Raw genomic sequence first — 15638 nt, 5'->3', positions numbered from 1 at the left:
CTCAGCCTTTCACTCCTTTTTTTGATAGCCAAAATAATTCAACGTTACAATAAATCCCTCATCCCTCATCCCTCATCCCTCATCCCTCATCCCTCATCCCTCATCCTTTCGTCGTCCAGGTTGTGCCGTTAGGGCCATCTTCGAGTTGGACATCAAGCTCGCTCAGGCGGTTGCGTACTAAATCGGAGAGTGCCCATTGTTTGGCTTTGCGCAACTCAGCGCGTAGCTCAATCAACAATTCGATAAAAGGTGCAGCATCGGTTTTGCTGGCGCTATGTATCTCTAAGCGTAAACCCAGCACGGCAGCTAATTCGCGTAAACGGGCTTGACCTGCTGCGAACGGCTCACCACCAACGCCTGCATCACGGGCAGCGTTGATCGAACGCACCAGATCAAACAAGACCGCCAAGGCCGCCGCGCTGTTGAAATCAGCATCCATCGCTGCGCGGAAATCGGCTGGCGCTTTGGCAACAATCGCATTCAGCGTATCGACGACTGGGCCGCTGGTTGCCGTGCCATGAGCGGGCTTGAACGCCGACATAATGCGCTCAAGTTTGCGTTGGGTATCAGCCAAAACCTCATCATTATAAACCAATGGCGCACGATACGAGCCAGAAAGTACCAGCAAGCGCATAATATCGGCAGAGTGCTCGCTTAAAAATTGATCAATTGTGATCAAATTGCCCAGCGATTTGCTCATTTTCTCGCCAGCCAATTGCAGCATGCCATTGTGCATCCACACTTGGGCGAAATTTTTGCCAGTTAATGATTCGGTTTGGGCAATTTCATTTTCGTGGTGGGGGAAGATCAAGTCGTTGCCACCACCATGAATATCAATCTGCTCAGCTAATTCGTGCAAACTCATGGCCGAGCATTCGATATGCCAACCAGGTCGTCCTTGACCCCATGGACTTTCCCAAGCTGGCTCACCTGGTTTGGCCGATTTCCAAAGCGCAAAATCTAACGGATCATCTTTGGCTTCATCGGGAGCAATTCGAGCGCCGGAGCGCATATCATCGACAGCACGGCGCGAAAGTTTGCCATAATCTTCGTCGGCTCGCACCCGAAAATACACATCGCCATTGCTGGCGTGATAGGCCGCATCTTTGGCAATCAGGCCTTCGATAAATTGAATAATTTGTGGGATGGTGGTTGAAACGCGTGGATAGGCTGTGGCGGGCAGCACATTCAATTGGCCCAATTGATCAAGAAATGCCAAGGTATAGCTCTCAGCCAATTCCATGGGGTCGCGGCCCTGCTCGTTGGCACGGCGAATAATTTTATCGTCAACATCGGTAAAATTCATCACGTGGCGCACCGTATAACCCGACCATTCCAAATAGCGCCGCACCACATCGAACACCACCGCTGACATGGCATGGCCAATATGCGCATCAGAATACACCGTCGGCCCACAGACATACATCGACACATGGTCAGCAACCAACGGTGTAAACGGCTCGGTCTGGCGGGTGAGCGTGTTGTAAATTGCTAATGCCATAAGTGTGGCTCCTCAACACAAAAAATTAAATACCGTCAGCGTAGTGCATCTCATAACTTTGCAAATCATCAAGGCAATCGAAGGGATCATCGCCATTGGTGCGTTGGGCGCTGAGCGCAGCAATATGGTAGGCTTGGCTACCCATAGCGCTTTCAAGCTCAACCACCCGTTGATTTAAATGTTGAACTGATTCGTGCAAGGAGCGCAGCATCGCGCCCTCAGGGTCGGGCAACATTTCGACACGGTTGGTTTGGCCAGTTTGCGGATCACGGGTGGCGACGACCCGCGCAGGCACGCCAATCGCGGTCGAATGAGCTGGCACCGGCTTGACCACCACCGCGCCGCCGCCAATCCGAGCGCCATCGCCGATCGTAATTGCCCCGAGCACCTTGGCTCCAACTCCAATCACCACATTATTACCGATGGTTGGGTGGCGCTTGCCGATTTCCTTACCCGTCCCGCCGAGGGTCACACCTTGATACATCACCACATCATCGCCGATAATCGCCGTTTCGCCAACCACAATGCCCATGCCATGGTCAATGAATAGACGATGGCCAATCGTGGCCCCTGGGTGAATTTCAATGCCTGTGAAAAAACGCGTGATTTGCGAGAGCAAGCGCGGAATAAACGGCAAGTTCATGCCCCAAAGCCAGTGGGTTAGCCGATGGATTTGCACCGCTTGAAAACCCGGATACAGTAGCACCTCAAAAATTGAGCGAGCAGCAGGATCATTGTGTAAAATTGTCCGAATATCTTCACGAACCAAACGCCACCAATGCCGCATAACGATCCATCCTTTCGCAGACAAAAAGAAAGCCCAAGGCCATTAGCCTTAAGCCAAGTACCTTGGGTTCTTGAATGTCGCTTTAGGCCGCAGCCGATGATTCTGATTTGCTGGCTTCGGCTTTGGGTGCTTCAGGCTTGCTTTCGCTGGTAGCAGCAGCAGGCGTGGCACTGCTAGCATCGCTGCTGGCTGGTGCTGGAGTGCTTGATTTGCTGCTGTTGCTGCTATTATTGCCTGCACGACTATCATTAATATACCATCCACTACCCTTGAATACCACGCCAACCGGTTGAAACACACGCTTGATCGTGCCTTGACAGCGCGGACAGATCGTCAGCGGCTCGTCAGAGAAGCGTTGAAATTGCTCGAATTGTGCGCCACATGCTTGGCACGCATACACATAGGTTGGCACGCTACCATACCTCCGACAGGATGAAAGTTTAACGTAACAAAGCCCCAAAAGGCACTCTGGCTCATTTTACCGTAATTATGGTTGCTGATCAACCAGAGCAAAGAACATAGAGCAAAGAACATAGAATATAGGGGTCAGGTCAGGAATCAGGGGCTAGAGATCGGTTTTGATTCGCGAAGGACACAACGTGTTGTAACCGCGAAGATCGCGAAGATCACGAAGGTTATGTTTAGCCACAGATTGCACAGATTTGCTTGATTCGCTGACCCCTGATTCCCAGCCCCTAACTCCTGGATCTTCATCCCTCATCCCTCATCCTTCATCCTTTTCCTGCTCTTGATCTTCAATTGGTTCTTTGTGATAATGGGATTGGGCAATGTAGCTCACATTAATGCCGCCCGATCAGCGTTCTCCATTTCAGCCACAAGGGAGATAGTATGCAGATCGATCCATCCACAACCGCGCTCGTCTTGATCGAATTTCAAAACGATTTCACTTCGGAAGGTGGGGCGCTCCACGGCGCTGTCGCCGAAAGTATGCAAGCCACCAATATGCTAGCCAACGCGATCGAAACGGTCAAACAAGCGCGGGAAGCAGGCGTGACGATCATTCATGCGCCAATTTCATTTGCCGAAGGCTACCGCGAAATTACCAGCCACCCCTATGGCATTCTTAAAGGCGTGGTCGATAACAACGCCTTTCGCAAGGGCACGTGGGGCGCAGAATTGGTTGATGTGCTGACCCCAGCAAGCAACGATATTGTGATCGAGGGCAAGCGTGGCCTCGACACTTTTGCCAGCACCAATCTTGATTTTATTTTGCGTAGCCGGGGCTTGACCAACTTGGTTTTGGCGGGCTTTTTGACCAACTGCTGCGTCGAATCGACCATGCGCTCAGGTTATGAACGCGGCTACAATGTAATTACCCTGACCGATTGTGTGGCCGCCACCAGCGCTGAAGAGCAACAAGGCGCAATCAGCAAAGATTACCCAATGTTCTCGCATCCCATGGATCATCAGCAATTCCTCGAAATTTTGAGCGGACGTAGTGCCATGGTTAATGCTAGTCGCGGCTATTAATCAATGAATCACGCAGCAGAACTTCAGGCTGAGGTTTTGGCTGCACTTCAGCGGTCGGTTCGTGGCAAGGTTCACGCCGACCGCTTGACATGTGCGCTGTATAGCACCGATGCCTCATCCTATGCCGTCATGCCCAAAGCGGTGGTTATTCCGCGCGATCGTGACGATTTGCAGGCAATCGTCGAAATTGCTCAACGCTACCGTGCGCAAATTGTGCCGCGTGGCGGTGGCACAAGCCTCTCAGGCCAAGCGATTGGCGCGGGAATTATCGTTGATCTCTCACGTTCATTCGGCCAAATTGGCGATTTTGATTCGAGTAGCCGCCAGATTTGGGTTGAAGCTGGCTGCACGCTTGATCGTTTGAATCATTTCCTTAAACCGCATGGCTTGATGTTTGGCCCCGACCCTTCATCAAGTGCTTCGGCCACGATCGGCGGCATGCTCGGCAATAATTCAACTGGCTCGCATTCGATTGTGTATGGCCTGACCGTTGATCATACTCTCGCCATGGAAACGATTTTAGATGATAGTTCGGTGGCAATTTGGTCAACCCAAGCAGCCAACAATCCCCGCCAACAGCAGATTCAAGCCCAACTTGGCCAGATTGTGGCGCGGTATGCGCCAGCAATCGAGCGTGATTACCCGCAGGTTTGGCGCAATGTGGCTGGCTACAATCTCCAACGTATGCTGCAACATCAGCAACAGCAACAACCGTTTAGTGCTGTGCCAATTTTGGTTGGTAGCGAGGGCACGCTCGGCTTGACGGTTGCCGCCCAACTCAGTTTGGTAGCACGGCCAAAGGTCACTCGGTTGGCACTCTGGCATTTTGATGATCTCCAACGAGCCTTGGCTTTAGTACCCGAAATATTGCGCTTTAACCCAAGTGCGGTCGAATTATTTGATCGCTATTTTATTAATTTGACCCGCCAAAACCCTGAGTATGGTTCGCGCTTGAGTTTTGTGGTGGGCGAGCCACGCGTGGTCTTAATTGTTGAATGGACGGGAACCGATTCCAACGAATTAGCCGCCAACGATGCCGCCTTAGAAGCGCATTTACGAGCGCTTGGCGAAACTGGCCTGATTGTGCATGAAACCACACCCGCCGCCATTGCCAATGTTTGGGCGGTGCGCAAAGCTGGCTTAGGCTTGTTGATGAGCCAGCGCGGCGATGCCAAACCCTTAGCGTTTGTTGACGATGCAACCGTGCCAGTCGCTCGTTTGGCCGAATATGCCCGTGGCGTTGAAGCAATTTGCCGCGACGCTGGCACTGAAGCCACATTTTATGCTCATGCCTCGGTTGGCTGCTTACATATCAATCCATTAATTAATTTGAAAACTGAGCAGGGCTTGGCCCAGATGGCTCAAATCTCGCAGGCCGTTGCTAGCTTAGCAATGAGCCTTGGCGGTACGACGACGGGCGAACATGGCGAAGGCTTAGCGCGATCAGCCTTCAACCAACAATTGTATGGCGCAGAATTGCACCAAGCCTTTGGCGAAATCAAGCAACTGTTCGACCCCAACCAAATCTTCAATCCAGGCAAAATTTTAGCAGCACCCCAGCCATGGCAACCTGAAATCCTGCGGATCAACCCCAGCTACCAAACGCCGCATGCGCCCAGCGTAACCTTTTTCGATTTTACGCCCGATGGCGGTTTTGCAGGCTTAGTTGAGATGTGTAATGGCCAAGGGGTTTGCCGCAAAGATGATGCTGGCGTGATGTGTCCATCATATATGGCGACTCACGATGAGGCCAATTCGACTCGTGGCCGTGCCAATGCGCTGCGTGCAGCGATGACTGGTCAGCTTGGAACCGAGGGTTTGAGCAGCCCTGAATTGAATGAAGCGATGGATTTATGCCTTGAATGCAAGGCGTGTAAACGTGAATGCCCATCGATTGTTGATATGGCACGGCTTAAATCGGAGTGGCTGGCCCAGTATCAAGCAACCCATGGCGTGCCGTGGCGCAGTCGTTTGTTTGGCCAGATTGCCAAAATCAATCAGCTAGGAATGCTGGTTCCCCGCTTGAATAATTGGGTTTTGGCCCAACCAATCACCCGTTGGCTGCTCGATCGCAGCTTGGGCATTGATCAACGGCGGCAATTGCCAGCCTTAGCGCTTAGCTCATTTCGGACATGGTTTAAACGCCAAAGCCAAACTCAAGCCGCACCGCGTGGCCCATTAATTCTGTGGGATGATACCTTTACGCTTTACAACGAACCACAAATCGGACAAGCTGCGGTCAAAATTCTTAGCGCCGCTGGCTACAAGGTCTATTTAATCGAAGATCGGCGTTGTTGTGGCAGGCCATTAATTTCGAAGGGAATGTTGGCCGAAGCTCGTGCCAATGCTGAGCACAATATCGAACTGCTTGCGCCATTTGCTGAGTTGGGCGTGCCAATTATTGGCCTAGAGCCAAGTTGTATCGCCAGTTTTCGCGATGAATACCCAGCCCTCGTATCAACCAATGCTGCCAACATTGTGGCGGCGCAAAGCTATTTCATTGAAGAATTTTTGGTCAAACTGGCGGCTGAAGGCGTTGCTTGGCCTTGGAAAGAACAATTACCAGCCGATCAGGTTTTAGTCCATGGTCATTGCTATCAAAAAGCCTTGATCAGCACCAACCCATTGTTGGCGATGTTGCGGCTTGTGCCAAACTTGGCAGTCCACGAAATTGAAAGCGGTTGTTGTGGTATGGCTGGCTCGTTTGGCTATGAACGCGAGCATTACGCGGTTTCAATGGCTTGTGGTGAGCAGCGCCTATTTCCGGCAGTTCGCAGCAGCCAACAGCCAATTCTCGCGGCAGGCATGTCCTGTCGCCATCAAATTGAGGCTGGCACAGGCGTAATCGCCCAGCATCCAATCGTGTTTTTGGCCGATTGTTTAGCTGATTAAGCTACAAGCAATCGTAGGAATTTTCATCTTTGTTCAATTGTTTGTTCATCCAACAAATTGACAAAAGCCATGGCTTTGGCGTATAGTATGGCCTTGAAGAGTCGTGTGTATTTTGATTCCCCTAACCGATCACCATGCCCTGCCTACGGGGCTATTTGGCGGTTGCGCTGAGGCTATCGCTGCTCCATAGGCATCGCAACAATTCTAAAACTACAATCTAAAACGATGCGAAGGAGCCGTGTTATGTCAATAGAGACATTAGCGCCGATCACCGCCGACCGCACAGGCACAGTTTTTGTGCATGATGTTATCAGCACGCACGCCCAGCATTCACCACAGGCTATTGCCATTGCTACCAGCAAATTCAAGTTGAGTTATGCTGAGTTTGAACAGCGCACCAATCAGCTTGCCCATTATTTGCACCACCAAGGAGTGCGCCGTGGCCACACGGTTGGCGCTTGCTTTGAACGCTCGGTCGAAGCAATGATCGCCGCCGTGGCGATTTGGAAAGCAGGCGCAGTCTACTTACCGCTTGATCCGAGTTATCCTCAAGAACGGCTTAAATATATGTTGGGCAACAGCGGCGCAAGTTTGGTGCTGGCAACGCAACTCACCGCCAGCCAATTTCCCGAGCAACAATTGCATATTTTTGAGCAATTAGCCACTGAGCTGGCACAACAGCCAAGCCATGCCCCTGAACACCAACTCACGCCTGATGATCTGGCTTACATCATTTATACCTCTGGCTCGACTGGCAAGCCCAAAGGTGTACTCGTACCCCATCGCGGCTTGGCCAATTTGGCGGCTGCCCAAGCTGAGCGCTTTGACATCAACAGCCAATCACGAATTTTGCAGTTTGCCTCGCCCAGCTTCGATGCTTCGATTTCTGAAATGCTAACGGCTTTTTTTCAGGCTGCGACTTTGTTTGTAGCCCCAACGAACGATCTTTTACCCGGCCCAGACTTATTGACAACCCTGCGTGATCACCAAATCACAGTTACCACCTTGCCGCCTTCGGTGCTGGCTTTACTCGACCCACGCGACTTGCCCAATTTACAAACCATCGTTTCGGCTGGCGAGGCATGCACCGCTGAAATTGTGGCTCGTTGGGGCACAAACCGCCGTTTTATCAATGCCTATGGCCCGACCGAAGTCACGGTTTGCACCACGATGAGCCAGCCCTTGCGCTATGGTATGGCCGTCAGTATTGGCAATGCGATCAGCAACAGCCAAACCTATATCGTTGATGAACACTTAAATTTGGTCGAAGGCGAGGCGGTTGGCGAATTATTGGTCAGCAGTGTTGGCTTGGCACATGGCTATCTTGGCCTTGGCGAGCAAACTGCCGAGCGCTTTTTGCCTAATCCATGGAGCGAACAAGCTGGCAGTCGCATGTATCGCACTGGCGATTTGGTGCGACGCTTGAGCGATGGTAGCCTTGAGTTTCGCGGACGGATCGATCATCAAATTAAACATCGTGGCTATCGCATCGATCCAGGTGAAATTGAAATGTTGTTGATGGAATATCCCAATGTGCGCCACGCCGTGGTGACGCTGCATCACGACCATAACCAGACCGAGCGCTTGGTTTCGTATTTGGTGCTGCACGGCGAAGTGATGCCCTACTATCGTGATATTTACCGCTATTTGGAGAGCATGCTGCCCAAATATATGGTCCCGCTCTCGTATACCGTTGTAAAAGAATTGCCGCGCACGCCCAATGGCAAGCTCGATTTAGCCGCCTTGCCCGAGCCAGATTTTGCGTTGCTGACCGTTAGTGAAATTTATGTAGCCCCGCGCACACCGCTTGAACAGCAGATCGCTGCAATTTGGGAAGATATTTTGGATACCCCCAACATCGGTGTGCTTGATGATTTCTTTGATGCTGGCGGCCACTCGCTACTGGCAACCCAAATTGTTTCAGCAATTCGCAGCACTTTTGCGGTGGAAATTCCGCTCTCAGTCTTGCTCGGAGTTGAACCAACTATCGCCGCCACTGCCCAATTGATCGAGCAATATCAAATTGCCAATGCTGATGATGCCGAGCTAGCCGACCTGTTGAACGAACTCGATGGCCTCTCCGATGAAGAAATTCAAGCCTTGTTAGCTGATGAAGGAGCGCTCACCGCATGAACTTTTTGCTGATTCAGCCGCTTGATTATTTGTTTGTCTCTGGCGGGGCACATAAAGCCAATCGTTTTTTGATGGAAGGCCTCGTACAGCGCGGCCACAAATGCATCGTGCTCTACCCGCTGGAAGAAAATCGCGAGAAAAATGGTAAAGAAAAGTTGCTCAAGCAATTGGAACAACGCCAAATTCAGGTGGTTGATGCCAGCCATCCCGACATGGTGCATTACCACATGAACGGGGTTGATGTCTATGCCTCAGGCGGCTCGCTGAGCTTCTTCACCAAACTTATTCATCGGATTACCAACGAATTTAACATCGATTGGACGATTGTCACCGAAGATCGCTCATTTTTATGGGTCGAGGTGGCTCACGAAGCTAATCCAGGCCGCGCTATTTTTCTCTCGCATAGCCAAGCAACCCTGCCATTCGGCCCCGAATGCTTCGTTGACGACCCGACCAAAACCCGTACCTTGCAACAAATGGCCGATTTAATCTGCGTTAGCGAATACTTGCAACGCTATGCCAAAGAATGGGGCAATCTCGATTCGACCGTGCTGCGCTTTCCATCGTATGGCACAGGCCCATTTCCGTTCCTTGCCAACTTCGATCAAGGCGCGGTCACGATGATCAATCCGTCGCTGCTCAAGGGCAGCCCAATTTTTATTGAATTAGCCCAGCGCATGCCCGAAGTCCAGTTTGCCGCCGTGCCAACGTGGTCAACCACTGGCAAAGATCGGGCAATTCTCGAAGCTCTGCCCAATGTGCAATTTATTCAGCCCTCACCCGATATGAACGAGGTGCTCAAGCATGTCAAAGTGCTGCTGGTGCCGTCGCTGTGGGGCGAATCGTTCGGCCAGGTGGTGGTTGATGCAATGTTGCGCGGCATTCCAGTATTGGCAAGCGATGTTGGTGGCTTGCCCGAAGCCAAACTAGGCGTGGAATATCTGCTGCCAGTCACCCAAATTCGCGAATATAGCAGCATTTCAGCCAAAGTCTATACGGCAATTCCAGTTGTGCCAGCCCAAGATGTTACGCCGTGGGAAACCACCTTGCGGCGTTTGCTGAACGATCGTGAGCATTACAACGATTTGGCTCAACGTTCGCAAGCCGCTGCGCTCAATTTTATCAACAACATTGGCATCGAACATTTCGAACGCTATTTTCTCAACCTGCAACCGCGCCAAACTAGCGTCGTGCCAAGCTTGACTCCCGACCCCAAAGTGCAACGAGCCGCTCAGTTGGCAGCCCTGCCTGCTGAACAACGGGCGCTCTTAGCCCAACGCCTGAAACAACGCCGAGGTGAGCAAGTATGACCGAAGTCGCACGCCAGCTTGAAGATCTTTCGCCCGAACGCCGTGCGTTGTTGGCCCAACGTTTGCGCCAACGCCAAGCTGCCAAGCCAGTACCCAGCATTCCAGCGCTGGCCCGCATCGGCGAACGTCCAGCCTTTGAACTTTCGTTTGCCCAACAACGCTTGTGGTTTTTAAGCCAGTGGCAACCAGAAAGCGCTGCTTATCACATTCCAGCAACATTCAGCATTGCTGGTGAAATTAATGTTTCTGTATTGCAAACTTGTCTTGATACGATTATTCAGCGCCATGAAGTGCTACGCAGCACGATCGAAGTGCTCAACGACGAGCCAATGCAGGTTATTCAGCCATTTCGTAGCTTTAAGTTAGAAATTTTGGATCTCCGTGGGCTGAGCAACGAGCAGCAAGCCAGCCAACGCCAGCAGCAGATCGAACGCCACAGTCAGCAGCCATTTGATCTAACTAAAGACTTAATGCTGCGCGGGTTGTTGCTGCACACGGCTGATGATCATGCTGAATTGGTATTGACGATTCACCATATTGCTTGCGATGGTTGGTCGATTGGGGTCTTGTTGCGCGAGCTTGGCCAACTCTACGAAGCTGGGTTACGCGGCGAGCAGCTTGAGCTACCAGCGCTGCCAATTCAATATGCCGATTTTGCGGTTTGGCATAAACGTTATGTGCTTGAGCAAGTGTATCAGCAACATTTAAATTTTTGGCAAACCCAATTAAGCGGCACGCTACCCTTGCTCAATTTGCCAACCGACCATGCTCGACCTGCGGTCAAACGCGATCTTGGGGCAACCGTCGAATATCATCTGCCTTGGAGTTTGGTCGAGGCGGTTGAGCGCTTGAGCCGCCAAGAACGAGCCACACCGTTTATGCTGTTTATGGCAGCCTTTCAAGTTTTGCTCTATCGCTATTCGGGCCAAAGCGATTTAATTATTGGTACGCCGATTGCCAACCGCACCCGCCGCGAAATCGAAGATTTAATTGGATTTTTCGTCAATACCCTGCCAATTCGGGTCAATTTGGCTGGCTCACCCAGCTTTCGCAACCTGATTGCCCAAGTTCGCCAAACCTCGTTGGCCGCTTTCGAGCATCAAGATATGCCGCTCGAACACTTGATTGATGTGCTCAAGGTTGAACGTAGTTTGAGCCATAACCCACTATTTCAAGCCTTGTTTGTGCATCAAACCACCAGCATTCAAACGGTCGATTCAGGTGAATTTGGCTTGCAATTTGGCGGGGCAATCGAAACTGGCAGCGCTAAATTTGATATTAATCTGAATTTAGCCGCCAATCGCGCCACCTTTGAATACAACACCGATCTATTTGAGCGTAGCACGATCGAACGCATGGCCAGCCATTTCCATAGCTTGTTGGAATATGCGGTGACCCATCCCGATGCCAGCATCGAGCATTTGCCCTTGCTGAGCAGCAGCGAACGCCAACAATTGCTGCAAACCTGGAACAACACCAGCGCCAATTATCCAGCAGTCGATTCAATTGTGAGTTTGTTCGAAGCCCAGGCGGCGCGAGTGCCAGAGCGCACGGCCTTGCATTTTGAAGGCCAAACCCTCAGCTACGCTGAACTCAATCAACGCTCCAACCAACTAGCCCATAGCTTGCGCCAACGCGGCATCGGCAGCGATATGCGAGTTGGGTTGTTTATTGATCGTTCGTTGGATTTGTTGGTGGGAGCTTTGGGGATTCTCAAGGCGGGCGCGGCCTATGTGCCAATCGACCCAATTTACCCCCAAGATCGCATTAGCGCCATGCTCGAAGATGGCGCGGTGAGTTTGCTGATTACGCATGCCGAGCTAGCCGCCGATTTACCAGCGCTCGATCTTGAGGTGCTTTGCCTTGACGATGCTTGGCCAACGCTTGCCCAAGCACCAACCCATAACTTGAATTTGGAGTTTGATCCGCGCAGTTTGATGTATGTGCTGTTTACCTCTGGCTCAACTGGCCGCCCCAAAGGTGTGGCGATCGAGCACCGCAATTATGTCAATTATATTCAAGGCTTATTGCAACGGATCGAAGCCGAAGATGGCTGGAGCTATGCCTTGGTTTCGACCTTTGCCGCCGATCTTGGCACTACCAACGTTTATGGAGCCTTGTGCAGTGGCGGCGAATTGCATATTGTGGCCTACGAACGCGCCACCGATCCCGAAGCCTTCGCAGCCTACTTTCGCCAACATCGCATCGATGTGATGAAACTTGTGCCAAGCCATTTCGAAGCCATGCGCGGCTTGAGCAATTTGGCCGATGTCATTCCCAAGCAGCGCTTGATTTTGGCGGGTGAAGCCAGTTTTTGGGAGCAATTAGCGGATATTCGCCAACTTCAGCCCAGTGTGCAACTGCAAAACCACTATGGGCCAACCGAAACCACGGTTTCGATGCTGACCTACCCAATCCCCAGCCAACCGCGCTACCCCAGCAGCACCGTGCCACTTGGGAGACCCTTGGGCAATGTACAAATTTATGTGCTCGATCGTCAGTTGCAGCCAACGCCGCAAGGTGTGCCAGGCGAACTCTACGTTGGTGGCGCTGGCGTGGGTCGCGGCTACATCGGGCGGCCCGATCTGACCGCCGAGCGTTTTGTACCAAATCCATTTAGTGTTGAGGCAGGAGCGCGGCTCTATCGCAGCGGCGATTTGGTACGCTATCAGCCTGATGGCGCGATTGAATTTTTGGGTCGGATCGATCTGCAAGTCAAAATTCGTGGCTATCGGGTTGAGTTAAGCGAGATCGAAACTGCGATTCAGGCCCAAGCCCAGGTTGCCAATAGCGTGGTGATTTTGCGCGAAGACACGCCAGGCGATAAGCGGCTGGTCGCCTATATCGTGCCAGAAGCAGGCCAAAGCCTAAATATTGGCAGCATTCGCGAGGCACTACGCAACAGTTTGCCCGATTATATGGTGCCAACCGCCTTTGTTGAATTGGATGGATTGCCACTTAATCCCAATGGCAAAATTGAACGCCGTGCCTTGCCTGCCCCCAGCAACGAGCGCAATCTCGATAGCTACGTTGCCCCGCAAACCGCCACTGAACACGAATTGGCAGGAATCTGGGCCGAAGTTTTGGGGCTAGATCAAGTTGGGATCGACGATAATTTCTTCGATTTAGGCGGCGAATCATTTAAAGCAATTCGGGTTGTACGCAAAATTGGTAGTCATATCAGCGTTATGACCCTGTTCAAATATCCGACAGTACGTGAATTGGCCGCCCATCTCTCGGGTGCAAGCAGCGCTGAGAGCGGCGGCATGCTCTATGAATTGACCAAAGCCCAAGCTAAGCAATACACCACGATTGTGGCAATTCCCTATGGTGGCGGCAGCGCGATCACCTATCAACCATTGGCCCAAGCCATGCCCAAGGGCTATCGTTTATTGGCCGCTGAGCTACCTGGCCACGATTTCAGCCGCCCCGACGAGCCATTGCAAGCCTTGGAAGTGGTTGCTAGTCAGCTTGCCAGCGAAATTCAAGCCAAAACCCAAGGCCCAATTGTGCTCTATGGCCATTGTGTTGGCAGCGCCATGACCGTAGAAATTGGGCGCTTGTTGGAACAAGCAGGCCGCGAAGTTCAAGGGATTGTGCTTGGTGGCAATTTTCCGGCGGCGCGAGTGCCAGGCCGTTTCTTTGAATGGCTCAACAAACTTATGCCCGCCGATCGTTGGATGTCGGATCGGACATATCGCGATTTTCTCCGCGCTTTGGGAGGCTTCACCGAAATTGTTGATCAAGCAGAACAAACGTTTGTAATGCGTAGCTTGCGCCACGATGCCCGTGAAGTTGAGCGCTATTTCACCCAAGCATTTGCCCAAAAACAGCCGCAACAACTCAAAGCGCCAATCGCCTGTATTATCGGCGAGATGGATCGGGCGACCGAATATTACCAAGAGCGCTACCGCGAATGGGAATATTTCAGCAACAACGTCACGCTGCATGTGATTCCCCATGCTGGCCATTATTTTCTTAAACACCAAGCGGCTGAATTGGGCCAAATTATCGAGCAACAAACTGAACAATGGCAACAACCAAGGCCAATTCAGCCAACCGCCGCCAAAGCAAAATCGCATAAAACCAGCCTGCCCAGCCTACGAATTTTCTTTATGGTTGCCTTGGGCCAGCTGGTTTCGATGCTTGGTTCAAGTTTATCGAGCTTTGCCTTGGGCATTTGGATCTATCAACGCACTGGTACAGTCAGCGATTTTGCCTTTACCGCAATCGCCTCGATGCTACCAAGTTTGCTGGTTTCACCATTGGCTGGAGCAATCGCCGACCGCTGGGATCGGCGCTGGATAATGATTATTGCTGATACGATTTCGGCGCTTTCGACAATTGTAATTGCCATGCTGCTGTGGGCCAATAAACTAGAGGTTTGGCATATTTACCTGACAGCGGCAATTAGCTCGATTGCTGGAACCTTCCAGCGTCCAGCGTATGCCGCAGCCATGACCCAACTTGTGCCCAAACAATATCTTGGCCATGCTAACGGCGTGATTCAGCTTGGTTCAGCCACGGGCGGCTTGATTGCGCCATTTATTGCTGGCGGCATGGTGGCCTTCTTTGGCTTGGGCGGAGTCTTTTTGCTCGATTTCATCTCGTTTAGCTTAGGAATCGGGGTATTGTTCTTGGTGCGCTTCCCTAACACGCTCTACCACAAGCGCGAAGAACCATTGTTGCGTGAAATTGTGCGCGGATGGGAATATATCATCAAACGGCCAAGTTTGGTGGCGATGGTGCTGTTTTTCGCCTTGGGCAATATTTGGTTTGGCATCGCCAGCATCAGTATGAGTCCGTTGGTGCTCTCGTTTGGCGGGCCTGCCGAGCTGGGCATTGTCAGCGCAGCCTGTGCTTTGGGTGGCTTCCTCGGCGGCTTATTTATGAGCTTATGGGGCGGCTTGCAGCGCCGTGCCGAAGGCATGGTTGGCTTCGTCATCCTCGAAGGCTTTTTCATTGCCTTGGCGGGATTGCGGCCTTCGGTATGGCTGGTGGCCTTAGCGATGTTTGGTATGTGGTTTGCAATTTCGTTGGTCAACGCCCACTGGCAAGTGCTCATCCAAACCAAAGTTGGCTTGGAGCTACAAGGGCGGGTCCAAGCAACCAACCAAATGCTGGCGATGCTCAGCATCCCGCTAGGCTATTGGCTGGCTGGCCCGTTGGCCGATAAATTGTTTGGCCCTTTGCTCGAAACAAACGGTGCACTCAGTAGCAGTTTGGGTTGGATCTTCGGGGTTGGCCCTGATCGTGGGATTGGCCTGTTGATGGTGGTGGTTGGCTTGGGGGCAGCAATTTGGGCCTTGATCGGCTTCAACTATCGCCCGTTGCGCTACATGGAAGATGCCCTGCCCGATGCCATCCCTGACGCTGAAATTGCCAGCGACCGCGATACGATTCAAGCCCAAGCCGATGGTATAATCGCCGTGACGATGAAAGGATGAAGTATGAAGGATGAGGGATGAAAAATTAAACTATAGGCTATAGCCAATTCAACCTTCGTGCTCTTCGTGTCCTTCGT

The 15638-nt window shown here is 51.9% G+C and carries 8 protein-coding genes; 5 read left to right on the top strand and 3 right to left on the bottom strand.

Annotated elements, in window-relative coordinates; genetic code table 11:
* Positions 1-100: 100 nt before the first annotated feature.
* The 3 genes from cysS to ABEB26_RS08280 form a co-directional block, all read right to left on the bottom strand.
* Complete coding sequence (gene cysS / locus ABEB26_RS08290) at positions 101-1501, bottom strand: cysteine--tRNA ligase (RefSeq protein ID WP_345721503.1); 1401 nt, start codon at positions 1499-1501, stop codon at positions 101-103.
* A 25-nt stretch (positions 1502-1526) separates the two neighbouring features.
* A complete protein-coding gene (cysE, locus tag ABEB26_RS08285) occupies positions 1527-2288 on the bottom strand; it encodes a serine O-acetyltransferase (RefSeq protein WP_345721502.1) in 762 nt (253 codons plus the stop codon).
* 82 nt (positions 2289-2370) lie between these two features.
* Positions 2371-2700, bottom strand: a complete 330-nt coding sequence (locus ABEB26_RS08280) for an FmdB family zinc ribbon protein (protein ID WP_345721501.1) — start codon at positions 2698-2700, stop codon at positions 2371-2373.
* A gap of 437 nt (positions 2701-3137) precedes the next feature.
* On the opposite strand from ABEB26_RS08280, the gene ABEB26_RS08275 reads away from it, so the two are divergent.
* The 5 genes from ABEB26_RS08275 (at position 3138) to ABEB26_RS08255 (ending at position 15561) form a co-directional block, all read left to right on the top strand.
* A complete protein-coding gene (locus tag ABEB26_RS08275) occupies positions 3138-3779 on the top strand; it encodes a cysteine hydrolase family protein (protein ID WP_345721500.1) in 642 nt (213 codons plus the stop codon).
* Between the two features lie 3 nt (positions 3780-3782).
* Positions 3783-6671: an FAD-binding and (Fe-S)-binding domain-containing protein gene (locus tag ABEB26_RS08270; RefSeq protein WP_345721499.1), complete on the top strand. Its 2889-nt coding sequence runs from the start codon at positions 3783-3785 to the stop codon at positions 6669-6671.
* A 243-nt stretch (positions 6672-6914) separates the two neighbouring features.
* Positions 6915-8804 (top strand): non-ribosomal peptide synthetase, encoded by a 1890-nt coding sequence (locus tag ABEB26_RS08265; RefSeq protein WP_345721498.1) that lies wholly within the window; start codon positions 6915-6917, stop codon positions 8802-8804.
* Positions 8801-10114 carry a glycosyltransferase family 4 protein gene (locus ABEB26_RS08260; protein WP_345721497.1) on the top strand — a complete coding sequence of 438 codons (1314 nt, stop codon included), beginning with the start codon at positions 8801-8803 and terminating at the stop codon, positions 10112-10114. Before ABEB26_RS08265 ends, ABEB26_RS08260 begins: the two co-directional genes overlap by 4 nt.
* Positions 10111-15561 (top strand): non-ribosomal peptide synthetase/MFS transporter, encoded by a 5451-nt coding sequence (locus ABEB26_RS08255; protein ID WP_345721496.1) that lies wholly within the window; start codon positions 10111-10113, stop codon positions 15559-15561. Before ABEB26_RS08260 ends, ABEB26_RS08255 begins: the two co-directional genes overlap by 4 nt.
* Positions 15562-15638 lie beyond the last annotated feature (77 nt).

The sequence above is a fragment of the Herpetosiphon gulosus genome, assembly GCF_039545135.1.
Classification (GTDB): domain Bacteria; phylum Chloroflexota; class Chloroflexia; order Chloroflexales; family Herpetosiphonaceae; genus Herpetosiphon; species Herpetosiphon gulosus.
The sequence above is the reverse complement of the archived record's forward strand: the minus strand, read 5'-3'. Positions and strand labels throughout refer to the sequence as shown.